We start from the raw sequence: 23,747 nt of genomic DNA, 5'->3' as shown, positions 1-23,747 counted from the left end.
CTCGGGCGGCCGCTTCCCGCTCCTCCAACGACCCCATCGTCCTGTTGGCGCCTTCACCCCGAAGGGTCATCGAACCCCTCAGGTAGATGTCCTTTTTGTGGTGGGGCGCGCCTGGTGGGTACGTACGTTCATATGACGGCTGACCCCGGCACACCCACCGCCACCTATCGCCTCCAGCTCCAGCCCGCCTTCCCGTTCGCGGCGGCGGAGCGAGCGGTGCCGTATCTGGCCTCGCTCGGCGTCTCCCATCTGCATCTGTCCCCCGTGCTGGAGGCGGTGCCCGGCTCCAGCCACGGCTATGACGTGGTGGACCACTCCGCCGTCCGGGCCGAACTGGGCGGCGAGGAGGGGCTGCGCGCACTCGCCCGTACGGCGCGGGCGCACGGCCTCGGGCTGATCGTCGACATCGTGCCGAACCATATGGCCGCCCCCGCCCCCGAGCGGCTCAACGCCCCGCTGTGGGAGGTGCTGCGGGAGGGGCCGGAGTCGCCGTACGCGCGGTGGTTCGACATCGACTGGCGGGCCCACGGCGGCAAGGTGCTGCTGCCGGTGCTCGGCGGTCCGCTCGGCGAGGAGTGGGACCGGCTGCGGATCGAGGACGGGACGCTGCGCTACTACGACCACGCCTTCCCGCTGCGGCCCGGCACCGAGGGACTGCCGCTCGCCGAGCTGCTGGACGCCCAGTGGTACCGGCTCGGCTGGTGGCGGCTGGCCCGCACCGAGCTCAACTACCGGCGGTTCTTCACCATCTCCGAGCTGATCGCGGTGCGGGTGGAGGACCCGGAGGTGTTCGACGCGACCCATGCCACGCTGCTGGGGCTGGTGCGGGACGGGGTCGTGGACGGCCTGCGGATCGACCACCCGGACGGGCTCGCCGATCCGGAGGGATATCTGCGACGGCTGGACCGTGCGGTGCGGGCGGCGACGGGAGACGGGGAGCGCGGGGGCGGGGGCGGGGGCCGGCAGCGGGCCGCGTCAGAGGGCGAGGACGGCCGGGGGGTCACGCCAGAAGGCGATGGCGGACGGCGCATCACGCCAGAAGGCGGCGGCGGACGGCGCATCACGCCAGAAGGCGGCGGGCGACGGACAGCGTCAGAAGGCGGCGGGCGGCGCATCACGCCAGGAGGCGATGGCGGACGGCGGGCCGTGCCGGAAGGCGGCGGCCGCTGGACCGTGGTCGAGAAGATCCTCGCCCGGGACGAGCGGCTGCCCGCCACCTGGCCGGTCGCCGGGACCACCGGCTATGACGCGCTGCACCACATCGACGGGCTCTTCCTCGACCCGGACGGTCTGGAGAAGCTGACCGCCCTCTACCGCGCCTTCGCCGCTCCCCCGGCCGACCTGGGCGGCGATTGGGCCGCCACGGTCCGCCGCGCCGCCCATGAGGTGGTCACGCATGAGCTGGCCGCCGAGGTGGAGCGGCTGACCCGAACCGCCTCTCGCATCTGCGCGGCCGATCCCCGGCTGCGCGATCACGCGCCCTGGGCGCTGCGCACGGCGATCCAGGAGCTGCTGGTGCGGCTGCCGGTCTACCGTCCGTACGCCTCCGTGGGCGGCCCGCCCGCGACGGACGCCGACGCGGTGATGGTGCGCTCGGCGGCGGCGGACGCCCGGGAGGCGTTCACGGTGGCGCAGGAGGCCCAGGTGGTGCGGGTGGTGCGGGACGCCGCGCTGGGCGGGCTCGGGGACGGCCCGGACCACCGTGACTTCTGCGCCCGCTTCGCCCAGACGGCGGCCGCACTGCGTGCCAAGTCCGTCGAGGACACGGCCTTCTACCGCTACGCCCCGCTGCTGTCGGCCGCCGAGGTGGGCGGCGATCCGGGACGGCCGGCCGTGGTCCCCGAGGAGTTCCACGCCTTCGCGGCCCGGCGATTGAGGGACTGGCCGGCCACCGGCACGGTGCTCTCCACGCACGACACCAAGCGCAGTGCCGACGCCCGGGCCCGGCTGGCGGCGCTCACCGAATGCCCGGCCTGGTGGGGGCGGACGGTCGAGGAACTGACCCGCGCGGCCACCGCGCCCGCCCCCGATCCCCATCTGTCCTGGACGGCCTGGCAGACCGCGCTCGCGCTGGGCCACGGGGACGCCGAACGGCTGGTCCCGGCCGTGCTCAAGGCGGTACGCGAGGCGGGGCTGCGGACGACGTGGACGGAGCGGAACGCGGCGTACGAGGCGGAGGTGACCGCCTTCCTGGAGGCCGGGCCGTGTGCGGCCGACCCGTCGGTGTGGGCCGCGATCGGCGCCGAACTCGACGGACCGGCGCGGGCCAACGCGCTCGGCGCCGCCCTGCTCCAGCTCACCATGCCGGGCGTTCCCGACCTCTATATGGGCACCGAACACGTCTATATGGCGCTCGTCGACCCGGACAACCGCCGCCCGCCCGAGCTGGGCGGCGAGCCGGCGGACGGCCCGTCGGCCGAAAAGCCGCTGCTCACCCGGGCGGCACTGAAGCTGCGCCGGGAGCGTCCAGGGTGGTTCGGCCCGGGGAGTACGTACACGCCGCTGCTCGCCTCCGGTCCGTCCGCCGAGCACTGCGTGGCCTTCTTACGGACAGACGGCAGGGAGGGCACGGAGGGCAGGGATGGCGCGGACAGCACGGACAGCACACCCGGCGGCGCCGTCACCGTGGTCACCCGGCTGTCGCGGCGGCTGGCGGAGGCGGGCGGCTGGGGCTCCGCCCGACTGCCGCTGCCGCCGGGCCGGTGGCGGGACCTGCTGACCGGACGGACCGCCGAGGGTTCGGCGGCGCTGGCAGAGCTGCTGTCCCGGCTTCCGGTGGCGCTGCTGGTCCGGAACTGACGGGCCCACACCGGAACGGTCCGACCGGGCCCACCGGAACAGCCCGTCCGGGCCCACCATAACGACCCATACGCCCCATCCGGGGCCACCCGTACGGGCCGTCCGGCATTCCGCCCGACGGCCCACCAGAAAGCCTGCGGCCTTCATGTCCTGAAGCATTTACAGCCGCCCGGGGGCGCGCTACGTTCACCAAGAATTGGGAGCGCTCCCACGCCGACGGTTCCTGACCCGTTCACGTCGAAGGGAAAGCACGCGCAATGCCTCGACGATCACTGGCACTCGCCTCATCCGCACGCCCTCCGGGCGGCTCCCGCGCGCGCAGGTCCGTACTGCTGGTCCTGCTCTCGGTCCTGCCCGCCCTGGGCCTCGTCTTCTTCTCCGGCGGCAGCGCCTCCGCACATGGCGCACCGATGGCGCCGGGCAGCCGCACCTATCTCTGCTGGAAGTACAGCCTGTCCTCGACCGGTGAGGTCAAGCCGACCAACCCGGCGTGCAAGGTCGCGTACGACAAGAGCGGTGCGACGCCGTTCTACAACTGGTTCGCGGTACTCCGCTCGGACGGCGCGGGCCGCACCAAGGGGTTCATCCCGGACGGCAAGCTGTGCAGCGGCGCGGCCACCGTCTATGACTTCTCCGGTTTCGACCTGGGCAGCAAGGACTGGCCGGTGACCCATCTGACGTCCGGCAAGTCGATGCAGTTCTCGTACAACGCCTGGGCGGCGCACCCGGGGTCGTTCCGCAGCTATGTCACCAAGAGCCCCATCGACCCGACCAAGCCGCTCACCTGGAACGACCTGGAGGACCAGCCGTTCAACACGGTGACGAACCCGCCGCTGTCCGGTCAGGTCGGCACGGTGGACGGCAAGTACACCTGGACGGCCAATCTGCCCTCCGGCAAGAGCGGACGCCACATCATCTACACCGTGTGGACGCGCTCGGACAGCCAGGAGACCTTCTACAGCTGCTCCGACGTGGTCTTCGACGGCGGCAACGGCGAGGTGACGGTCCCGGGCGCCAGCAGCGGCGGCGGTGGCAGCGACCCCACGGACCCGCCGGGCAACCCGCCGACGGCCTCCTGCGCCGCCACCCAGAAGGTGACCAGCACCTGGAACGGCGGCTATCAGGCCGAGGTGACGGTCTCCAACTCCGGTGCCACGCCCATCTCCTCATGGATGGTCGACTGGACGGTGCCGTCCGGGCAGCGGATCGACAGCGTCTGGAACGGCAAGCTGACCACCACCGGTTCCTCGGCATCGGTGACCAACGCCGACTGGAACGGTTCACTGGCCGCCGGGGCCTCGACGACCTTCGGCTATGCGGCCGGCGGCGGCTCTCCCGACACAACGGCCGCGCCGATCTGCATGGTGCACTAGTCTGCGTCTCACACCGGTCCACGCAGGTGCTCCGACCCGCTCATTGATCTGTCAGGTGCACCTCATCCTGCGCGCCGGTCTGCCGCTCCTTCCCCCTCGCGGGCGGCAGACCGGCCCCGCCCGGCAAATATTGCGTGGACACGGAGAGATCGGGGCCCATAGAGTGCGGGCACGCCCTTGGTCGAGGAAGGAGGCGAGAGCAATGGACATCACGACGTTTTCGCGCTCCCGCCCCCTGTCCCCCGGGCGTACCCGCGTCTGATCACACATCGTTCGATCAGGCAGCTGCCGACATGGCATCCGACCGGGAGCGCATCACTCTCCTGGAAGGAATTCCATGACCGATCTGGTCATCCGTCCCCTCACCGAGGGCGACGCCCATCTGTTCCATGACCTGCACGTCCCCTCGCTCGTCGGCCGGGCCACCCTCGGCCATACCTACGCCACCGTCGGCCAGGGCGGCGAGTACCGCCCCGACTGGACCTGGGTGGCGCTGCGCGAGGGGCGGGTCGTGGCCCGCGCCGCGTGGTGGGCCGGGCCGGAGGACCCCGCGCCCATCGCCCTGGACTGGTTCGACTTCGCCGAGGGCGAGGCCGACGCCGCCGCCGAACTGCTGCGCACCGCACCGCTGCGCACCGAGTACAGCCTGCTGGCCCCGGCTGGCTGGCGCGATCAGCCCGAGGTGCGGGCCGCCGCCCAGGCCCGTGTCGACGCCGCCGTGGCGGGCGGGCTCGAGCCCCTGGTCGAGCGCTACCGCTATGAGTGGACGCCGGAGTGCGGACTGCCCGCACGCCCGGGGCGTCTCGAGTTCCGGCCGGAGCCCGACGACGCGGCGATCGAGGACGTGCTGCGCCGCATCATGCCGGGCTCGCTCGACGCCCACGACCGGCGCGCCATCGAACGAGGAGGGGTCGACGCCGCGGTGCGGGAGCTGATGGACTTCTTCTCCTGGTGCCCGTCGCCGCGCGAGTGGCGGCGGCTGGCCTGGACGCCCGAGGGCGAGCTGGTCGGCATCCAGGTGCCCGCGCACAACCCCAGCGGCCCGTGCGTGAGCTTCATAGGGGTCGTCGCCGAGCAGCGCGGCCACGGCTACGCGTACGACCTGCTGGTGGAGTGCACCCACGATCTGGTGGAACGGGGGGCCACGAAGATCGCGGCGGCGACGGACAAGCCCAACCTCCCCATGGCCGCGCACTTCGCCAGGGCGGGGTATCCCATCACCCAGGAGCGCATCGACCTCGTCTGACCGATGCCGCCCTGCTGCGCCGCCGGCGCCGCGTCCCGCAGCATGGTCGAGGACCGTAGCCAGGTCGAGGTGAGGAGACGCCAGTGCTGTTCGAGGTGTGGGCGCCGCACGCCGAGCGGGTCGGGCTCCATGTGGACGGGCGGGACCGCCCCATGGAGCCCGACCCGGGCCGCGCCGGGTGGTGGCGGGCCGAGGCCGAGGCCGGGCCCGGCACACGGTACGGTTTCGCGCTCGACGACGGCCCGCCGCTCCCCGATCCGCGCTCCCGCCGCCAGCCGGACGGCCCGGAGGGGCTGAGCGCGGTGGTCGACCACTCCCGCTTCCGCTGGGAGCGGGAGTGGTTCGGGCGACCACTGCCGGGCGCGGTCCTCTACGAGCTGCACATCGGCACCTTCACCCATGAGGGCACCTTCGACGCGGCGGCCGAACAGCTGCCGCACCTGGCCGAGTTGGGCATCACCCATGTGCAGCTGATGCCCGTCTGCCCGTTCCCCGGGACCCACGGCTGGGGTTACGACGGGGTGGCGCCCTGGGCGGTGCACGAGCCGTACGGCGGTCCTGAGGGGCTGGCGCGCTTCGTGGACGCCGCGCACGGGCACGGCCTCGGCGTGATCCTCGATGTGGTCCACAACCATCTGGGCCCCTCCGGGAACCACCTCCCGGCCTTCGGCCCGTACTTCACCGACACCCACCACACCCCCTGGGGCGCGGCGGTCAACCTCGACGCGCCCGGCTCCGACGAGGTGCGCGCGTACTTCCTTGGCAGCGCGCTCGCCTGGCTGCGCGACTTCCGGCTCGACGGGCTGCGGCTGGACGCGGTGCACGCGCTGCGCGACACCCGGGCCCGGCACTTCCTGGCCGAGCTGTCGGCCGCCGTGGACGCGCTGGCCGCCCGCACCGGCCGCCCGCTGTTCCTCATCGGCGAGTCCGATCTCAACGATCCGCGCACCACCGCCCCGCGCGAGGCGGGCGGCCACGGTCTGCACGCACAGTGGAACGACGACTTCCATCACGCCCTGCACACGTTCCTCACCGGTGAGCGCCAGGGCTACTACGCCGACTTCGCCGCCGAGGGGCCCGGAGCGCTGGTCAAGACGCTGATGGGCGGCTTCTTCCACGACGGCACCCATTCGGCGTTCCGGGGCCGCCGCCACGGCAGTCCGCTGAACACCCACACCACCCCCGCGCACCGGCTGCTGGGCTACGCCCAGACCCATGACCAGGTGGGCAATCGCGCGGTCGGCGACCGGCTCTCCGCCCGGCTCTCCCCCGGGCTGCTGGCCTGCGCGGCGGCCGTGGTGCTGTGCGCGCCCTTCACGCCCATGCTCTTCATGGGCGAGGAGTGGGGCGCCCGCACGCCCTGGCAGTACTTCACCGACCACCAGGATCCGGAGCTGGCCGAGGCGGTCCGGTCCGGCCGCCGCCGGGAATTCGCCGCCCACGGCTGGGCGGCGGGGGACGTGCCCGACCCCCAGGACCCGGCCACCCGGCTGCGGTCCTGCCTCGACTGGCGGGAGCCGGAGCGGGAGCCGCACCGGGCGCTGCTCGACTGGTACCACCGGTTGATCGCGCTGCGCCGCGCCGAACCGGCCCTGACCGACCCCACCTGGTCGTACACGGGCCTGTCCTCCGGTTCGGACGGCTGCTTCAGCTTTCAGCGCGGCCCGCTGCGGGTTCTGCTCAACCCGGGCGACCGGCCGGTCAAGACCTGGCTCGGGCCCCGGACCGGCGAGGTCACCGAGGTGGTGGCGGCCTGGCGGCGGATCGAGCTGCCGGGCCCGGACGGCATGCTGAGACTGCCGCCCGAGACCGCCGCCGTGCTGCGCTGCGGCCCACGCTGAGGAGCCCGAGGGCTCGGGGTCAGCTCTTCGCGGGCTCAGCTCTCGTCGGGCTCAGCTCTCCTCGGGGCTCAGCTCTCCTCGGGGCTCAGCTCTCCTCGGGGGTCAGCCGCAGCGAGATGGAGTTGATGCAGTACCGCTGATCGGTCGGGGTGGGGTAGCCCTCGCCCGAGAAGACATGGCCCAGATGCGAACCACAGCGGGTGCACCGCACCTCGGTGCGGACCATGCCGTGCGAGCGGTCCTCGATCAGTTCGACGGCCGAGCTGTCCGCCGGGTCGTAGAACGACGGCCAGCCGCAGTGGCTCTCGAACTTCGTCTCCGAGCGGAACAGCTCCGCCCCGCACGCCCGGCAGGAATAGACGCCGACCGCCTTGCTGTCGGTGTACTCACCGGTGAAGGCGCGTTCGGTACCGGCCTCCCGCAGTACGTGGTACTCCTGCGGTGTCAGCTCCGCGCGCCACTGCTCCTCCGGCTTGTCGATCTCGTACGCCATGGGACGGACCTCCTCAGTTCTCCGGGCTATGCAGACGGGCGAGGATCTCCGGACCGAGGTCCGTCACATCGCCGGCGCCCATGGTGAGAACAAGGTCACCGGGCTTCGCCATTCCGGCGATCACCTCGGGCACCGCGTTCCGGTCGTGCTCGGCGGTCACATCCGCCCCGTGGCGGGCCGCGGCGTCGATGATCAGGGCGCTGGTGACGCCGGGGACCGGGTCCTCCCGGGCGGGGTAGATGTCCAGGACCACGGAGGCGTCGGCGAGCGCGAGCGCCTGGCCCATCTCGGTGCCCAGCTCCTGGGTGCGGCTGAACAGATGTGGCTGGAAGACCACCAGCACCCGGCCGTCCCCGGCGCCGCCGCGGATCGCCTCGAGGTCCGCGGCGATCTCGGTGGGGTGGTGGGCGTAGGAGTCGATCACCTGCACCCCGGCCGCGACGCCCTTGAGCTGGAGCCGCCGCCTGACGCCGGTGTACGAGGCGAGGGCGGGGGCCAGCTCGGCGGCCGGGACGTCGAGGGCGGCGCCCGCGGTGAGGGCGGCCACCGCGTTGAGCGCGTAGTGGCGGCCGGGGACGGAGACGGTGAAGGTGAGCTCCGCACCGCCCAGGGACTCCGCGAGCCGGACGGTGACCTCGCTGGTCAGCCCGTGCGCCTCGATGGCCAGGACTCTCACGTCCGCGCCCGCGTCCTCGCCGTAGGTGAGCACCCGCAGGCCGTCCCGCCCGCCGACCCGGGCGGTCAGCTCACGGGCGCCGGGGTGGTCGGCGGAGATCACCAGCGTGCCGCCGGGCCGGACCCGGCCGACGAAGGTCTCATACGACTCGTAGATCTCGTCCATCGAGGCGTAGTTGGCATGGTGGTCGAGCTCCACATTGAGGATGATCGCCACCTCGGGCGCGTACTTGTGGAAGCTGCGGTCGCTCTCGTCGGCCTCGGCGACGAAGATCTCGCCCTCGCCGTGGAGGGCGCTGGAGCCGGGGGCGTCCAGATCGCCGCCGATGACGTACGACGGGTCCAGGCCGAGGGTGCGCAGCGAGACGGCCAGCATCGAGGTCGTGGTCGTCTTGCCGTGGGTGCCCGCGACGGCGATCGGCCGGGAGCCGTCCATCAGCGCGGCGAGCGCGTCGGAGCGGTGCACCACCGGGATGCCGCGCTCCCGCGCCGTGACCAGTTCGAGGTTGTCGTCGCGGATGGCGCTGGAGACGACGACGCTGGTGGCGTCGGCGGCGAGGTTCTCGGCGGAGTGGCCGATGTGCACCGTCGCGCCGAGCTCACGCAGCGCCCCGACGATCGGCGAGTCCTTGGTGTCGCTGCCCGAGACCCGCGCCCCGCGCATGGTGAGGACCTTCGCCACGCCCGACATCCCGGCGCCGCCGATGCCGATGAAGTGCGGTCGATCCAGCGTGTCGGAGGCGGTGCCGGCCGGTGCCATGTACGGGTCTCCCCTGGTTCGCGGTGTGTGCTGTCGGCCCGATTCTCGCACCCCCGGCGGCCCACCCCCGCCGATGGCCGACGGGGCCGGGGCCGCGGCTCAGCCGCCGGTCGAGGGCTGGTCCTCGTCCACCGCGTGCGCGAAGAGCTTCAGCACCGGGACCCCCACCTTGTGGCGCGCCCGCGAGGCCCAGTCCCGGTGGAAGAACTCCTCCACGAAGTGCGGGGCGGTGAGCACGATCACCTCATCGGCCCCGGTCTCCTCCACCACCCCGCGCAGCACCTCCAGCGGACGGCGCTGGACGACATGGCCCCGGGCCCGGCTCCCGGCCGCCTCGAGCGCCGCCACCGAGTGGGTCAGCGCCCGCTCGGCGGGCTCCAGCGCCTCCTTGCCCTCCGGCTCGTCCCCCTCCTGGGCGGCCTGCTCCAGCTCGCCGAGGGCGATGTCGTCGATCGCGCGCAGCAGCCGGTCCTTGCTGCCCCGGGGCTGCATCAGGACGACGAAGGAGACCGGATCATCGCCGTGCAGGGTGGTGACGAATTCCACGTCGGCGGGGGTCAGGGGCTTCTCAATCATCAATACGCTCGTGAACACGGCGGATGCCCTTCTCCTTCGCGATCCCATTCGCGGGTTTACGGACCTTTTTATGAGTTATTGGTAAATCCGACGGTAGCGGGTGAAAAGAAACCCGGCTTCCTCCAGAACGGAAGCGAGAGTGAAGCGTTCCGGTTCCCCCAGTACGGGGCCGTTCATGATCCGCTTCGCGTCCCCCGCGGTGACCAGGGGGGCCACCGCCAGACACAGCTCGTCCAGCACCCCGGCCGCCGCGAACTCCGCCAGCAGCGTGGGGCCGCCCTCGGTGAGCAGCCGGGTGTGGCCGAGCTCCGCGAGCGCGGCCACGATCGCCGCCGCGTCCACCCGCCCGGACGGCCCCGCCCCGGCGAAGACCACCTCGGCCCCCGCCGTACGGGCCGCTTCGATCCGCTCCTTCGCGGCCGTCGCGCCCGTGATCACGATCGTCGGGACCAGCGGCTCGGTGAACAGCGGCTGCGCGAAGTCCAGCTCCAGGCTCGCGCTCACGACGGCGATCGCGGGCGCGGGCGACTGGCCGAGCGCCGCGCGCCGCTCGGCGAACGCCTCCCGGGCGCGCGCCGGGCGGTAGCCCTCGCGGCGCACGGTCTCCGCGCCCACGACGACGGCGTCGGCGAGCCCGCGCAGCACCCCGAAGATCCGCATGTCCGCGTCGGAGGACAGGGCCTTCGACCGGCCGTCGTGATGGGCCGCCCCGTCCAGCGAGGACACCATGTTGGCCCGCAGCCAGGCGCCGGAGGGGCCGTGCGGCGGCTCCGGGTACGCATAGGCGTCGGCCAGTTCGTCCAGGGCCCATTCACGGTCCTCGGCGGGCGTTCCGGCAGGTGTTCCGGTGGGCGTTCCGACAAGTGATTCGGCAGGCGCGGGGACAGGCACGGGGAACAGGCGTCGCATAGGCCGCAGTGTGACATGCCTCCCTCTCGGACAGTGGTCGGGTGAAGAGCGACTACCCTGGACATCCGTGTCCGCACCAACCACCGCATCGGGCTCGGCAGGCCGCATAGCCGCCGAAGCCACCGAAGCCCCCGCAGCCCTCACCGCCCGTGCGCCGCAGGTTCCGGCGGAGCGTCTGGTCGCCGAGATGGTGCCGCCGCCGCGCTTCGCCACCGTGAGCTTCGACAACTACCTCACCGACCCCGGTCAGCCCAGCCAGGCCGAGGCGGTCGAGGCCCTGAGGGCCTTCGCCGCACGGCTCGGCGACGGCGCGGACGCGAAGGGCGGGCGCCGCAGGCACTGGTTCCGCCGGGAGGCCAAGCCCGCCGCGAGCGGCGGCCCGCGCGGGATGTACCTCGACGGCGGCTACGGCGTCGGCAAGACCCATCTGCTGGCCTCCCTGTGGCACGCCACCCCGGCCGCCCCCGAGCTGAAGGCGTTCGGCACCTTCGTGGAGCTGACGAACCTGGTCGGCGCGCTCGGCTTCCAGCAGACCGTGAAGACCCTGAGCGGGCACCGGCTGCTGTGCATCGACGAGTTCGAGCTGGACGACCCGGGCGACACCGTCCTGGTCTCCACGCTGCTCGGCAAGCTGGTCGAGGCGGGCGTGGCGCTCGCCGCGACGTCCAACACGCTGCCCGGCAAGCTGGGCGAGGGCCGGTTCGCCGCGGCCGACTTCCTGCGCGAGATACAGGGTCTTTCCGCCCGCTTCCGTACGCTGCGCATCGACGGCGAGGACTACCGCCACCGCGGCCTCCCCGCGGCCCCGGCCCCGCACTCCGACGAGACGGTCACCCGGGCCGCGCACCGCGTCCCCGGCGCCTCTCTGGACGACTTCCCCGCCCTGCTGGACCACCTGTCCCAGGTGCACCCGAGCCGCTACGGCGCGATGTGCGACGGCGTCCAGGCCGTCTGCCTGACCGGGGTCACGCCGGTGCCCGACCAGTCCACCGCGCTGCGGCTGGTGGTGCTGGCCGACCGGCTCTACGACCGCGAGGTGCCGGTACTGGCCTCCGGGATGCCGTTCGACCGGCTCTTCAGCGAGGAGATGCTGAGCGGCGGCTACCGGAAGAAGTACTTCCGGGCGATATCCCGGCTCACCGCGCTGGCCCGCGACGCGAAGGGGCTGGCCCCTTCTTTTTAGGGCTCGGTTCTCCCCCAGCTACCGCTGGGAGGTGCCCCCGCCGGGGCGCCTCAGTCGGTGTCGACGGTCGACCGTGCTCGGGCCCTCGTTCCTCGGGCCCTGCGCGCGCTCTCCCTTTCGACACCGACGCGCCCCTTCGGCTCACTCGCCGACCGCGCCGCGTAGAACAGACGGTTCTTGCGCATCGCTGATCGAATGGTTCCCGCGCGCCCGTGCGCGTGATACACACATCCGGTCATCTTCTCTGTCCGCCAGCAGGGAGTTACCGCATGTCAGCGACACGACGTCAGCTTCTCGGCCGCACCGGCGCGCTGGGGGCCACCATCGCCTCGATCGCCTTCACCGGCAGCGTCTCCGAGCTCTTCGCCGGAACGGCCGCGGCCGCCGAACCGGATTCCCCGCCACTCGGCCGGGGTGGCTACGGCCCCCTGGTCCCCGACCCCGATGGACTGCTCGACCTCCCGGAGGGATTCCGCTACCGGGTGCTCTCGCGCGAGGGCGATGAACTCCGCTCCGGCGAGGGCAAGGTCCCCAGCCACTGCGACGGCATGGCCGCCTTCCCGGGCCGCGCCGGCGGCAACCGCGGCCGTACGCATCTGGTCCGCAACCATGAGAACCGTAACGACGCCGCGATCCGCGTCCCCGCCGTGGACGGCCTCACCTACGACCCGATGGGCCTGGGCGGCTGTACCGCCCTGGAGCTCGACTCCGGCAACCACGTACTGTCCGAACGGGTGGCCATCGCGGGCACCGCGGTCAACTGCGCGGGCGGCCCCACCCCCTGGCACACCTGGCTGACCTGCGAGGAGACCGAGGACCGGGCCGGTACGAACGGCTACACCAAGGACCACGGCTTCATCTTCGAGGTCGACCCCTACGATCCGCGCCGCACCGGCGCCGTGCCCCTCACCGCCATGGGCCGCTTCCAGCACGAGGCCATCGCGGTCGATCCGCGCAGCGGCGTCGTCTACGAGACCGAGGACGCCTTCGAGAGACCCTTCGGGCTCTTCTACCGCTTCCGGCCGAAGAAGCCGCTCGGCGGCATCGGCTCGCTGCGCGCGGGTGGGCAGCTCCAGGCGCTGCGGGTGCCGGGGGTGCCCGATCTGTCCACCATCCAGGAGCCGGGCACCACCTTCGACCGCATCGAGTGGGTGGACGTCCCCGACCCGCTCGCCCGCCAAACCCCCATCCGCTTCCAGGACTTCGGCCCCGGAGGCATCACCCACGCCCAGAAGCTGGAGGGGTGCTACTGGGGCGGTACGTCGGTCTACTTCGTCTCCAGCTTCGCCAAGAGCGCGGACGGCTCGGCGGCCGACCACTTCGGCCAGATCTGGCGCTACGACCCCGACCGGAGGCGCCTCACGCTGGTGATCGTCTTCGGTCCCGAGACGGATGTACAACTCCCCGGCGAATCCCCCGACAACATCACGCTCGCGCCCAGCGGCGGCCTGATGGTCTGCGAGGACGGCAACGGCGCACAGCATGTCTTCGGGGTGACCCGGCGGGGCGAGGTCTACGCGATGGCGCGGGGGCGGCAGAACATTGGCTCACCGGAGGAGCCGGAGTGGGGTGAGTTCGCGGGCGTCACCTTCGCGCCGGACCGCCGCACGATGTACGTGAACTGCTACACCCCGGGTACGACGTTCGCCGTGACGGGGCCCTGGCGCCGTTGACCGCTCCACGCCGACTTCCGCCGATCCGCTCGGCGCCGGTGCCCGGACGGCGCGGCTAGCCCGAACACGCCGTGCGCTGGGCCTCCTGCCATTCGCAGACGGGGCACAGCGTCACCCCGGGGCGCGCGGCGGGGTATTCGGTGGGCTCGCCGCACCGTACGCAGTCGGCGTACGGCGGGCCCTCGGGAAGGTCCGTACGGTCGTCCATGACCCGAACCCTACGACCGGCGCGAGCTCAGCGCGCAGGCCAGCGCGGTCGCCCCGGCGGCGGCCGCGCCGGTCAGGGCCAGGGGCAGCAGGGGCATCGGCACGGTGCCGCTGTGCGAGCCGTCGACCAGCCCCGACACGGCCGCGTTCGCGGGTGAGGCACCGGCCACGGACACCAACAGGGCGGCGAGCAGCGTGGCCGGGATCGCCCAGCCGGGATGGCGCAGCAGCGGCCGGTTGCACAGCGCGCCGACGGCCGTGCCGAGCAGCGCGCAGGCGACCGCGGTGAGCAGCCCGGAGACGGTCGCCTCGGGCACGGGGATCTCATGCAGGTGATCCGCGGTGTACGGATCGCTGACCGCCGCGACGAACAGCGTTCCGGCCGCGCCGAGCACCAGCGCCGCGCCCAGCGCGGTCAGCACCGAGGCGAGGTGCACCCGGCCCGGCCCCACCGCCGCCGAGGCGCAGTCGCGGGCCGCCGCGGGCTCCTGGGTGACGCACACCCGCACCAGCCAGGCGGCGACGGGCAGCAGCGCGGCGGCGGCGTAGCCGAGCGAGTCGAGGATCGGCTGTCCGGTCTGCACCCCGATCCCCAGGAACGCGCCGTAGAGCAGCAGCGGCGGCAGCCAGCGATGCGAGCGGGCCAGCAGGGCCGCCTGATAGCGCAGCAGCGCGGTCATGCCTTCTCCTTCGCCCCTTGGGCGGGCTCCTGGGTGTCGTGGGTGTCGTGGGTGTCGTTGATGGCCGTCACCGCCCGGATGTGCCAGGGCGGGTCGGCGGTCAGGAGGGTGCGGAGCAAACCGTCGGAGTCGGCGGCGCCGACCTCGACCGTCAGCCGTACGGCCCGCCCCGCCGGACCGTCGGCCCCGCTCCCGGGCGCGGGGCCGTACTCACGCACCACCGCGCCCGCCAGCTCACCGGGCAGCCCGGCCCTCGGCCGTCCCTCGGCGTCCACCCGCACCCGCGGCCCGACGCCGGGCCCGTCCTGCTCCCGCGCCGCCGACGGCCGGACCGTGCCGTCCACCGGCTCCAGCCGGGTCTCGGCGACGCGCAGGACGCGGTCCGGGGCCCCGGCCAGACGGCGTGGGTCGTGGTCGACGAAGACGACCGCGCCGCCGTCGGCGACGCGCTCGGCGACCGCCGTGTCCAGCACTCCGCGTGCGGCCTGGTCGAGGCCGGTCCACGCCTCGTCCAGGACCAGCAGACCGGGGGCGGCCAGCAGCGCCTGTGCCACGGCGATCTTCTGGCTGGTGCCCTTGGACAGTTCGGCGAGCGGGGTGGCCGCGTAGCCGTCCGCGCCGAACCGCTCCAGCCACTCCCCCGCCCCGCGCGCTGCGGCGGCGCGGGACAGCCCGTGGATCCGGCCCAGGTGGGTGAGGTAGCCGAGGGCGGAGAAGGGCAGCTCGGCCGGGAACCGCTCGGGGACGTAGGCGGTGGGCGGGCGACCGGTGATCCGCCCCGCGCTGGGGGCGTCGATCCCGGCGAGCAGCCGCAGCAGCGTGGACTTGCCGCTGCCGTTGTGCCCCTGGACACGGGTCAGCGAACCCGGCGGCACCTCGAGGTCGACACCCCGCAGCACCCAGGGTCCGCCCAGGCCGTAGCGGCGGCCGACTCCTCGCAGTCTCATGCCGGTTGAGCATAGGCGCGCCCCTCGGCGAGGGGAGGCCATCGGAGAGGGGAGGCCATGGGAGAGGGGAGGTCCGGCACCGCCCCTCCGGTCAAAGGCGCGAAGATCCCGGACAGGGCCTTGCGGCGGTCCTGGCACACTTGGCGCGTGACCAGCACCGACGCCGACACCGAGACCGGCACCCAGACAACCGCTCACCAGGGCACCGGATCCACCGCCCGCAGCAGCCCCTTCCGGCACGCCGAGACCGACCGGGACGCCGCGCCGCAGTTCGTCCTGCCCCTGGTGGTCCGGATCGAGAAGGCCGCGCCCCCGGCGCGTACGGACGCCCTGGAGACGGCGGCGCGCGCGGTGCTGGTGCTGCTGTCGGACGAGCGGGCGACGGCCGCCGACGGCGAGTGGGCCCAGGCCGTACGGGACTGGCAGGACGCCCGGATCCGCAAGGTCGTACGGCGGGCGCGCGGCGCGGAGTGGCGGCGCGCGGCCGGGCTGCCGGGCATCACGGTCGCGGGCCGGGCACCCGGCCACCCGCACCCGGACGAGGACGTGAACGGGCACGAGGACGGGGCCGGGCACGGGGACGGAGACGGGGACGGGGCCCCGGCGGCGGCCGCCGAGGTGCGGGTGTTCCCACCGATACCGCTGGACGGCTGGCCCAAGGAACTGGCCAAGCTCCAGGTCTCCGGCACCGACCTGGACGACCCCGAGCCGCCGCCCGCCCCCGACCCCACCGGGCCGGTGCTGTGGCTGAGCCCCCATGTGGAGATGTCGGCGGGCAAGGCGATGGCCCAAGCCGGGCACGGCGCCCAGCTGGCCTGGTGGGAGCTGGACGACGCGGCGCGGGCGGCCTGGCGCGAGGCCGGGTTCCCGCTCGCGGTGCGTACGGCCTCGCCCGAACGGTGGGACGAGCTCACCGCGAGCGGCCTGCCGGTGGTGCGTGACGCGGGGTTCACCGAGATCGCGCCGGGGTCCTGCACGGTCGTGGCGGACCACCCGGCACTGCGGCGGAGTTGAGGCCGTCCGCGGCGCCGGGGGTCTTGGGAGCCCGGAGACAGACTCTGGGAGCCCGGGGGACGGACGATGGGAACCGGGGGACGGACTCCGGGAGCCCGGGGACGGACGGCCCCCGGGCTCCCCTCCGCGCCCGGGGAGCTGTCCGTTGCGCTATCCCCTGCGGCGGCGGATCGCCCGGGTGACGACCGGCGGGAGCACATCGGCGGCGAACCGCCGGACCGCGGTGGGGCGGCGCGCCGCGGGACCGGACGCCGGTGCGGTGGACGCGGAGCGCGGCTCGGGAGCCGGGTCGCGCGGCTCATGGGCGAAACGGGAGGTGGGCGGGGTCGGGTTCGCGGGCTTCCCCGAGAACCGCAGCACCCTGCGGCCCGCGATCTCCTGCACGCTGGTGTGCATCCCCTTGCGCCACTCCTCGTCCGCGAGCATCTCGTCCTGGATCGGCTCCGGGTCGCCCCAGGTGCCGTACAGCTTCTGGGTGGACAGGCAGATGGGCCGCAGGCCGCGGGTGAACACCGCCTCCCAGGTCGCGGCGGCCACGCCCGGGGTGTGCTCGGAGCGGAAGTCGTCGAGGACGACGAGACCGTCGGGCACCAGCGTGTCGTGCGCGGTGTCGATGTCGCCCGCCACGTGCTCGTACAGATGCGAGGCGTCCACGTGGACGAAGCGGCAGGTGTTCGCGCCGACGTGGTCGGGCACGACCGAGGTGGGGCCCTGGATGACGTTCGGCAGCTCGTCCCAGAAGGCCAGGTAGTTCTGCTCGAAGGCGGTGCGGGTCAGGGTGGAGTACGACTTGCGCGCCTCCGCCGCGTTCTTCTCGTCCGGCGCCTCGGCGTCGAAGAGGTCACAGATCGTGAACCGCTCGTTCGCCCGCAGATAGCCGGCGGTGAAGATGGCGCTCTTGCCCATGTACGCACCCATCTCCATCAGGTCCCCGCGCTGGCCGAGGCGCTCCTGGCGGCTCAGAAAGCGGTCGAACAGCACTTGGTCAAGGCTGGGGAACCATCCCTTGACGTCATTGAGGCAGCGGGGACGCTGGGCCGCGGGGGCGGTGGTGACCGTCATGTGGCTCTCTGTTCGTCGATGGCGGCGGTCTTGAGAGACGTGTCCGGTTGAACGTGTCCAGTTGAACGTGTCCGTTTGCACGTGTCCGGGAGCCCCAGGAGGACAGGCCTCGGGGACGGAGTCCCGGGGGACGCGAGTGGGCGCCACGGTCGCAGTGAAAGGCAACGCGGGGCGGTCCCCCTTGTGACCATCCTGTGACCACGCCTCCTCCGGAAGGTCTTACGGAGCGGTGACGGAACGGCGCGGGGACGGGCCCAGGCGCCCGCTCGGGCCTAGCGTCGCCCCCATGCGCGTACTGGTCACCGGAGGTGCGGGCTTCATCGGCTCGCACATCGTCACCGCCCTCGTCGAGCACGGCCATGAGCCGGTCGTCCTCGACGCCCTGCTGCCCGCCGCTCATCCGACGGCCACCCGTCCGACGGCCACCCATCCGGCTCCGCCGTCCGTGGACGGGGAGTGGATCCACGCCGATGTGCGGGACCGGGAGGCGGTCCTCGCGGCGCTGCGCGGAGTGGACGCCGTATGCCACCAGGCGGCGATGGTCGGCCTCGGCAAGGACTTCGCGGACGCCCCGGCCTATGTGGGCTGCAATGACCTGGGCACGGCGGTACTGCTGGCGGCGATGGCCGAGCACGGGGTGCGCGAACTGGTCCTGGCCGGGTCGATGGTCGTCTACGGCGAGGGGCGCTACGACTGCCCCCGCCACGGCCGGGTCCGTCCCGGCCCGCGCGCCGAGGCGGATCTCGCCGCGGGCCGCTTCGACCCCCGCTGCCCCGAGTGCGGCACCCCGCTGCGGCCCGGCCTGGTGGGGGAGGACGCGCCGGCCGATCCCCGCAATGTGTACGCGACGACGAAGCTGGCCCAGGAACACCTGGCGGCGGCCTGGGCCCGGTCGGTGGGCGGCCGCGCGGTGTCGCTGCGGTACCACAATGTGTACGGTCCCGGGATGCCGCGCGACACCCCCTATGCGGGCGTCGCCTCCTTCTTCCGCTCGGCCCTGGCGCGCGGCGAGGCGCCCACGGTCTTCGAGGACGGGGGCCAGCGCCGGGACTTCATCCATGTCCGTGATGTGGCCGCCGCCAACGTCGCCGCCCTGGAGGCGGCGCCGGAGGTGGTGGCCCCGGCCGCGCTGACCGCGTACAACACCGGCAGCGACGACCCCCACACGGTGGGCGAGATGGCCACGGCCCTGGCCACGGCGTTCGGCGGCCCGGCGCCCGTGGTGACGGGCGGCTACCGGCTGGGCGACGTCCGGCACATCACCGCGTCGTCCCGCCGGATCCGCGACCAGCTGGGCTGGCGCCCGGCGGTCTCGTTCCACGAGGGCATGGCCGAATTCGCCCACGCCCCGCAACGAGCGGGGGTGTGAGGGAGGGGCGCGAGGGGAGCGGGGTCGCTCAGGACGTGACGGCGGCGGGGAGGCGGACCTCGAAGCGGCAGCCGCCGTCGACGTTGCGGACCGCGGCCTGACCGTCGTGGGCCTCGACGATGCCGCGGACGATGGCCAGGCCCAGACCGGCGCCCGCCGGGGGTGTGCGGGCGTCGCTGCCGCGCCAGCCGGTGTCGAAGACGCGCGGCAGGTCCTCCTCCGGGATTCCGCCGCAGCCGTCGGTGACCGACAGCACGACCGTGTCCGCCTCGCGCTGGGCGGACACCGCGACCGTGCCGTCCGCGGGGGTGCGGCGGACCGCGTTGACGAGGAGGTTCCCGAGCACACGGGTCATCTCCTTGCCGTCGACCTCCACCGGGATGGGGTCCACGCGGTCGCCGATCAGCTGGACGCCCAGCTCACGGGCGAGCGGATCGACCCCGGCGAGGGCGTCGCCGACCAGGTCGTAGACGGAGATCCGGGTGGGGGCGAGGGAGAGTGCCCCGGCGTGGATGCGGGAGAGCTCGAAGAGGTCGCCGACCATCGTGTTCAGCCGCTCCACCTCGGTACGTATCCGGCGTAGGTAGCGGTCCGGGTCCGGAGCCACCCCGTCCTCCAGCGCCTCGGACATCGCGCGCAGCCCCGCCAGCGGGGTGCGCAGATCGTGGGAGATCCAGGCGACCAGCTCCCGGCGGGAGGACTCCAGGGCGCGCTCACGCTCGCGGGAGGCGGCCAGCTTGGCGCTGGTGGCGGCCAGTTCACGGCCGAGCGCGGCGAGTTCGGCGGTGGCCTGGCCGTCGGGGGCGGCGAAGCTCCCGCCGTCCCCGAAGGAGCGGGCGGCGAGGGCCAGCGCTTTGCTGCGCGCCACCACCCAGCGGCCCAGCAGCAGCGCGGTGGCCAGGGACACCACGGCGGCCATCGCACAGACGGTCGTGACCACCGTCAGGTCGTGCGGGGACAGGAACATCGCCCAGGCGACCGCCAGCGTCCCGGTGAGCATCGCGGTGACCGCGACGGCGGCGACGACGGCGAGGGACACCGCGACCGAACGGCCGCGCACCAGCCGCAGCGCCAGCGCGCCCAGCAGTCCGGCCGCCGCCGCGCCGAGGAAGGCGAACACCGCCATGAGGAGCACATCACGCATCGGAGCCCGGCCCCCGTCCCTCGGCCTGCTCCTGGCCCGCGCGCCCCTCGGGCGGGACGTCGAAGCGGTAGCCGATGCCCCATACGGTCTGGATGAGCCGGGGCGCGGCGGGATCGTCCTCGACCTTTCCGCGCAGCCGCCGCACATGGACGGTGACGGTGGACAGATCGCCGAAGTCCCAGCCCCACACCTCGCGCATCAGCTCCTCGCGGGTGAAGGCCACTCCGGGGTGGCGCAGCAGAAAGGCCAGCAGGTCGAACTCGCGCACCGTCAGGGCGAGTTCCCGGCCGTCCCGGGTGGCGCGCCGGGCGAGGGGGTCGAGGGTGATCCCGGCCCGGTGCGTCACCTCGCCGGGGTCGGGGCTCGGGCCGGGGCCCGGGACGGGGCCGGACGAGCCGGGGGCCCGCGGACCGGTCCGGCCGCGGCGCAGCACCGACTCCACGCGCAGCACCAGCTCCCGGGGGCTGAACGGCTTGGTGACGTAGTCGTCCGCGCCGATCTCCAGGCCGAGGATCCGGTCCTCCTCGTCGCCGCGCGCGGTGAGCATGATGACCGGCACCGGGCCCTTGTCCCGCAGCGCCCGGCACACCTCGAGCCCGTCCATACCGGGCAGCATCAGGTCGAGGACGACCAGGTCCGGCCGGCGGGCGGCGGCGCGGGCGAGCGCCCCGGGGCCGTCGGCGGCCCGGTCCACGGCGAAGCCGGCCCGGCCGAGGTACCCGGCGACGACCTCGGCCACGGTCGGGTCGTCGTCGACGACGAGCACGCGGGTGGGAGAGGGGTTCTGCTGCATGCCCCACAGCGTGACACCCCGTGCCGCGCCAGGGGCGCCGGGGAGCCCGCTGACCGGCCGACGTCCGTGTTTCGTAAGAACCTGAAGCCCGAAATGTCGCTTTCTCCTTCGTAGTGTGGTGTGGGTGATGAACTCGACCACCCCCTGTGCGGACGTCGTCCTGCCGTGTCTGGACGAGGCCGCCGCCCTGCCCTGGGTGCTGGCCCGCATCCCCGACGGCTGGCGCGCCATCGTCGTCGACAACGGCTCCACGGACGGCTCGGCCACCATCGCCCGTGCCCACGGCGCCACCGTCGTCCACGAACCCCGCCGTGGCTTCGGCGCCGCCTGCCACACCGGGCTCCTCGCCGCCGAGGCCGACATCGTGTGCTTCTGCGACTGCGACGCCTCGCTCGACCCCGGGCTGCTGACCGCCTTCGTGCGGACCGTGGCGGCGGGCGGCGCCGACCTCGTGCTGGGCCGGCGACGCCCCCAGGAGCGGGGGGCCTGGCCGCCGCACGCCCGGCTCGGCAACCTCGCGCTGACCCGCATGCTGCGCCGGCGCACCGGCCTCACGCTGGGCGACCTGGGGCCGCTGCGGGCCGCCCGGCGCGAACCGCTGCTCGCCCTCGGTCTCACCGACCGCCGCAGCGGCTACCCGCTCCAGATGGTCGTACGGGCCGCCGACGCCGGATGGCGGATCGAGGAGCGCGAGGTGCCGTACCGGCCGCGCACCGGGAAGTCGAAGGTCACCGGCACCTGGCGGGGCACCTGGCACACGGTGCGCGATATGCGCGCCGTGCTGCGCCGGCCACCGGAGGCCCACGACCTGGCCACCCCCACGAGGGCCGCGCGGTGAGCCCCGCGCCACACGAGGGTGCCCACGCGGCGGAGACCCCCTCGGCTCCGGACCGCCCCGACCGCCCCGACTCCGGCCCAGACAGCGCCGACCGGCGGCCGGCCGCCGGTGCGGACGTCCGACCGGGCACCGGCTCCCGGGCGGCCCACGGGGACGGGGCGACGCTGCTCATCATCGCCAAGGAGCCGGTGCCCGGGCGGGTGAAGACCAGGCTCACTCCTCCGTACACCCGCGCCGAGGCCGCCTTGCTCGCCGAGGCGTCCCTCGCCGACACGCTGCACGCCGCGCTCGCCATGCCCGCCCGGCGCCGGGTGCTGGTGCTCGATGGCCGGCCCGGGCCGTGGCTGCCGCCGGGATTCGAGGTGGTGGAGCAGTGCGACGGCGGTCTGGACGAACGGCTCGCCGCGGCCTTCGCCGCCTGCCGGGGCGCCACCCTGCTGATCGGCATGGACACCCCGCAGGTCACCCCCGCTCTCCTCGCCCCCGCGCTCAGCCCGGGGAGCCGGCACGACTGCGACGCCTGGTTCGGCCCGGCCGCCGACGGTGGCTTCTGGGCCCTGGGCCTGGCCGAACCGGACCCCGAACTGCTGCGGGGCGTGCCGATGTCCACCGCCACCACCGGTGCCGTCCAGCGGCGTCGGCTGACGGACGCCGGGCTGCGGGTGCGCGACCTGCCGATGCTGCGCGACGTGGACACGGCCGAGGACGCCGTATTGGTGGCGTCCGACGCCCCGGGCGGGCGGTTCGCCCGAGCCCTCGCCCGTCTGTCGTCCCGGACCACCGCCCGATGAGCACGGCCGAGACGGTGCGCGACGGAGCGGCGCTTGAAGGATCCGTACATGACGTGTCCGTGCGCGACGGAGCGGTGCGCGAGCGGACGCCCGCTCGCCGCGCGGCCACGCCCTGGCACGCCGATCCCTATGTCCGAGCGCTCCACGCGGGCCGGGGGCCGCTGTTCCTGCGCCGGGCCGACGGCTGGATGCTGCCCCTGGACGTCGAACGCTGGTGTGCGGACGCCGACGCGGCCGACCGGACCGTACTGCGGCGCTGCCAGGACCCGATACTCGACATCGGCTGCGGACCCGGCCGGCTGGTGGCCGCGCTGGCCCTGCACGGCCGCCCCTGCCTGGGCATCGACGTCAGCCAGGCTGCGGTCGCCCGTACGTCTCGCGCGGGCGGGCCCGCGCTGTGCCGCTCGGTCTTCGAACCACTGCCCGGCGAGGGGCGCTGGGGCACGGCGCTGCTGATCGACGGCAACATCGGCATCGGCGGCGACCCGCGCGCCCTGCTGGCGCGCGTCGCCCAACTCATGGCCCCCGACGGGCTGCTGATCGTGGAGGCCGCCACGGCGGATGTGGACGAGCGAGTGCGGGTGCGCGTGGACGACGGCCGGGGGGATGTGGGAACGGCCTTCCCCTGGGCCCGCGTCGGCACCCGGGCGCTGCTGCACCACGCACACGCGGTGGGCTGGTGCCCGGTCGAGCAGTGGACCGCGCGGGACCGAGGCTTCGTATCGCTGCGCCACACGCCGCCGCTGCCCCGGTCCGGCACGGAGCGCTGACCCGTGCCCATGTGGCCGCGCGGCCTGCCGCGGCCCGGCCGGGGCGCCCGGTGGACCGGTCGGGGCGCCCGATCCTCGCCTGGCGGACCGGTCGGGCGCCCGATCAGGCGCCCCGAGCCCCCGGGCGGCGCCGCCACCCCCGGATCGCCACCCGGACCACCAGCCACAGGGCCGAGGCGCCGAAGAGTACGGCGGTGATCAGCAGCCAGCGCGGCCAGAAGACGTCGGCGCTCAGCCCGGTCGCATGCTCGTAGCGGAGCTCCTGCCGGCCGAGGATCAGCGGGAACCACACCAGCATGAGCAGTCCGGAGAGGAAGGCGGGCACCCGCACATGGTTGATCCACACATGGTCGATCCCCCGGGCCGGGGCCGGGAGGACGGCCGCCACGGCCCGGTCGGCGAGCGCGTACAGCGGCAGCAGCACCAGGTCATGGAGGACGGCGGCGCCGATGAACCACAGCGCGATCCCGAACCAGTCGCCGTTCAGCAGCCTGACCCCGGCGTATCCGGTCAGTGCGAAGGAGCACAGCAGCAGCACCAGCCTCAGCGGCGACTCCCCGTCCAGCCGCCGCAGCCCAGCCCGGCTCCGCCGGAGAAACCTCAC

At 73.8% G+C, this 23,747-nt stretch carries 22 protein-coding genes; 11 read left to right on the top strand and 11 right to left on the bottom strand.

What is annotated here, in order from left to right; all coding sequences use genetic code 11:
• The first annotated feature begins 132 nt into the window (after window positions 1–132).
• The 4 genes from treY (at window position 133) to treZ (ending at window position 7,259) form a co-directional block, all read left to right on the top strand.
• Entirely contained in the window at window positions 133–2,799 is a 2,667-nt protein-coding gene (treY, locus tag ACJX2R_RS37500) for a malto-oligosyltrehalose synthase (protein WP_413103695.1), read from the top strand.
• Between the two features lie 257 nt (window positions 2,800–3,056).
• Window positions 3,057–4,172, top strand: a complete 1,116-nt coding sequence (locus ACJX2R_RS37495) for a lytic polysaccharide monooxygenase (protein ID WP_413103694.1) — start codon at window positions 3,057–3,059, stop codon at window positions 4,170–4,172.
• 337 nt (window positions 4,173–4,509) lie between these two features.
• The gene (locus tag ACJX2R_RS37490; RefSeq protein ID WP_413103693.1) at window positions 4,510–5,418 is read left to right on the top strand and encodes a GNAT family N-acetyltransferase; all 909 of its coding nucleotides are present in this window, start codon (window positions 4,510–4,512) and stop codon (window positions 5,416–5,418) included.
• 83 nt (window positions 5,419–5,501) lie between these two features.
• Window positions 5,502–7,259 (top strand): malto-oligosyltrehalose trehalohydrolase, encoded by a 1,758-nt coding sequence (gene treZ / locus ACJX2R_RS37485; RefSeq protein WP_413103692.1) that lies wholly within the window; start codon window positions 5,502–5,504, stop codon window positions 7,257–7,259.
• A gap of 85 nt (window positions 7,260–7,344) precedes the next feature.
• On the opposite strand, the gene msrB is transcribed toward treZ, so the two are convergent.
• The 4 genes from msrB to ACJX2R_RS37465 form a co-directional block, all read right to left on the bottom strand.
• Window positions 7,345–7,752 carry a peptide-methionine (R)-S-oxide reductase MsrB gene (gene msrB, locus ACJX2R_RS37480; RefSeq protein ID WP_262699380.1) on the bottom strand — a complete coding sequence of 136 codons (408 nt, stop codon included), beginning with the start codon at window positions 7,750–7,752 and terminating at the stop codon, window positions 7,345–7,347.
• A gap of 13 nt (window positions 7,753–7,765) precedes the next feature.
• Window positions 7,766–9,187 carry a UDP-N-acetylmuramate--L-alanine ligase gene (murC, locus tag ACJX2R_RS37475; RefSeq protein ID WP_413103691.1) on the bottom strand — a complete coding sequence of 474 codons (1,422 nt, stop codon included), beginning with the start codon at window positions 9,185–9,187 and terminating at the stop codon, window positions 7,766–7,768.
• Window positions 9,188–9,286: 99 nt separating this feature from the next.
• A complete protein-coding gene (locus ACJX2R_RS37470; protein ID WP_262699378.1) occupies window positions 9,287–9,763 on the bottom strand; it encodes an indole-3-glycerol phosphate synthase in 477 nt (158 codons plus the stop codon).
• 75 nt (window positions 9,764–9,838) lie between these two features.
• The gene (locus ACJX2R_RS37465) at window positions 9,839–10,672 is read right to left on the bottom strand and encodes a pyrimidine reductase family protein (RefSeq protein ID WP_413103690.1); all 834 of its coding nucleotides are present in this window, start codon (window positions 10,670–10,672) and stop codon (window positions 9,839–9,841) included.
• A gap of 67 nt (window positions 10,673–10,739) precedes the next feature.
• Between ACJX2R_RS37465 and zapE the strand changes: the two genes are divergently transcribed.
• Both zapE and ACJX2R_RS37455 read left to right on the top strand, forming a co-directional pair.
• Complete coding sequence (gene zapE / locus ACJX2R_RS37460; RefSeq protein ID WP_413103689.1) at window positions 10,740–11,855, top strand: cell division protein ZapE; 1,116 nt, start codon at window positions 10,740–10,742, stop codon at window positions 11,853–11,855.
• Between the two features lie 269 nt (window positions 11,856–12,124).
• The gene (locus ACJX2R_RS37455) at window positions 12,125–13,528 is read left to right on the top strand and encodes a PhoX family protein (RefSeq protein WP_413103688.1); all 1,404 of its coding nucleotides are present in this window, start codon (window positions 12,125–12,127) and stop codon (window positions 13,526–13,528) included.
• Between the two features lie 55 nt (window positions 13,529–13,583).
• Here the strand turns inward: ACJX2R_RS37455 and ACJX2R_RS37450 are convergent, their stop codons facing one another.
• Genes ACJX2R_RS37450 through ACJX2R_RS37440 form a run of 3 tightly spaced genes read right to left on the bottom strand, consistent with a single transcriptional unit; the run spans window position 13,584 to window position 15,362 of the window.
• Window positions 13,584–13,736, bottom strand: coding sequence for a hypothetical protein (locus tag ACJX2R_RS37450; RefSeq protein WP_262699375.1), 153 nt, complete (start codon window positions 13,734–13,736; stop codon window positions 13,584–13,586).
• A gap of 10 nt (window positions 13,737–13,746) precedes the next feature.
• Entirely contained in the window at window positions 13,747–14,415 is a 669-nt protein-coding gene (locus tag ACJX2R_RS37445; protein WP_413103687.1) for an ABC transporter, read from the bottom strand.
• Complete coding sequence (locus ACJX2R_RS37440; protein ID WP_413103686.1) at window positions 14,412–15,362, bottom strand: ATP-binding cassette domain-containing protein; 951 nt, start codon at window positions 15,360–15,362, stop codon at window positions 14,412–14,414. The genes ACJX2R_RS37445 and ACJX2R_RS37440 overlap by 4 nt, the downstream gene beginning before the upstream one ends.
• A gap of 147 nt (window positions 15,363–15,509) precedes the next feature.
• Between ACJX2R_RS37440 and ACJX2R_RS37435 the strand changes: the two genes are divergently transcribed.
• A complete protein-coding gene (locus tag ACJX2R_RS37435) occupies window positions 15,510–16,376 on the top strand; it encodes a peptidyl-tRNA hydrolase (RefSeq protein ID WP_413103685.1) in 867 nt (288 codons plus the stop codon).
• Window positions 16,377–16,526: 150 nt separating this feature from the next.
• Here the strand turns inward: ACJX2R_RS37435 and ACJX2R_RS37430 are convergent, their stop codons facing one another.
• On the bottom strand, window positions 16,527–17,438 hold the full coding sequence (locus ACJX2R_RS37430) for a class I SAM-dependent methyltransferase (RefSeq protein WP_413103684.1): 912 nt from the start codon (window positions 17,436–17,438) through the stop codon (window positions 16,527–16,529).
• A 286-nt stretch (window positions 17,439–17,724) separates the two neighbouring features.
• Here ACJX2R_RS37430 and ACJX2R_RS37425 point away from each other — a divergent pair, with 286 nt between their 5' ends.
• Entirely contained in the window at window positions 17,725–18,807 is a 1,083-nt protein-coding gene (locus tag ACJX2R_RS37425; protein WP_413103683.1) for an NAD-dependent epimerase/dehydratase family protein, read from the top strand.
• 28 nt (window positions 18,808–18,835) lie between these two features.
• Here the strand turns inward: ACJX2R_RS37425 and ACJX2R_RS37420 are convergent, their stop codons facing one another.
• Window positions 18,836–19,951, bottom strand: coding sequence for a sensor histidine kinase (locus ACJX2R_RS37420; protein WP_413103682.1), 1,116 nt, complete (start codon window positions 19,949–19,951; stop codon window positions 18,836–18,838).
• Window positions 19,944–20,744, bottom strand: coding sequence for a response regulator transcription factor (locus tag ACJX2R_RS37415; RefSeq protein ID WP_413103681.1), 801 nt, complete (start codon window positions 20,742–20,744; stop codon window positions 19,944–19,946). The genes ACJX2R_RS37420 and ACJX2R_RS37415 overlap by 8 nt, the downstream gene beginning before the upstream one ends.
• A gap of 127 nt (window positions 20,745–20,871) precedes the next feature.
• Here ACJX2R_RS37415 and ACJX2R_RS37410 point away from each other — a divergent pair, with 127 nt between their 5' ends.
• The 3 genes from ACJX2R_RS37410 to ACJX2R_RS37400 all read left to right on the top strand — a co-directional run bounded on the left by ACJX2R_RS37410 (window position 20,872) and on the right by ACJX2R_RS37400 (window position 23,143).
• Complete coding sequence (locus tag ACJX2R_RS37410; protein ID WP_413103680.1) at window positions 20,872–21,582, top strand: glycosyltransferase family 2 protein; 711 nt, start codon at window positions 20,872–20,874, stop codon at window positions 21,580–21,582.
• A gap of 164 nt (window positions 21,583–21,746) precedes the next feature.
• Entirely contained in the window at window positions 21,747–22,373 is a 627-nt protein-coding gene (locus ACJX2R_RS37405; RefSeq protein ID WP_262699618.1) for a DUF2064 domain-containing protein, read from the top strand.
• A 53-nt stretch (window positions 22,374–22,426) separates the two neighbouring features.
• Window positions 22,427–23,143 carry a methyltransferase domain-containing protein gene (locus ACJX2R_RS37400; protein WP_413103679.1) on the top strand — a complete coding sequence of 239 codons (717 nt, stop codon included), beginning with the start codon at window positions 22,427–22,429 and terminating at the stop codon, window positions 23,141–23,143.
• 103 nt (window positions 23,144–23,246) lie between these two features.
• Here ACJX2R_RS37400 and ACJX2R_RS37395 read toward each other — a convergent pair whose 3' ends face one another.
• The gene (locus ACJX2R_RS37395; RefSeq protein ID WP_413103678.1) at window positions 23,247–23,747 is read right to left on the bottom strand and encodes a hypothetical protein; all 501 of its coding nucleotides are present in this window, start codon (window positions 23,745–23,747) and stop codon (window positions 23,247–23,249) included.

Origin of the sequence: Streptomyces sp. Inha503 (assembly GCF_047215865.1) — a bacterium.
Lineage (GTDB): Bacteria > Actinomycetota > Actinomycetes > Streptomycetales > Streptomycetaceae > Streptomyces > Streptomyces lycopersici.
Note: the sequence above shows the minus strand (reverse complement) of the source record. Positions and strands in the feature narration are given on the sequence as shown.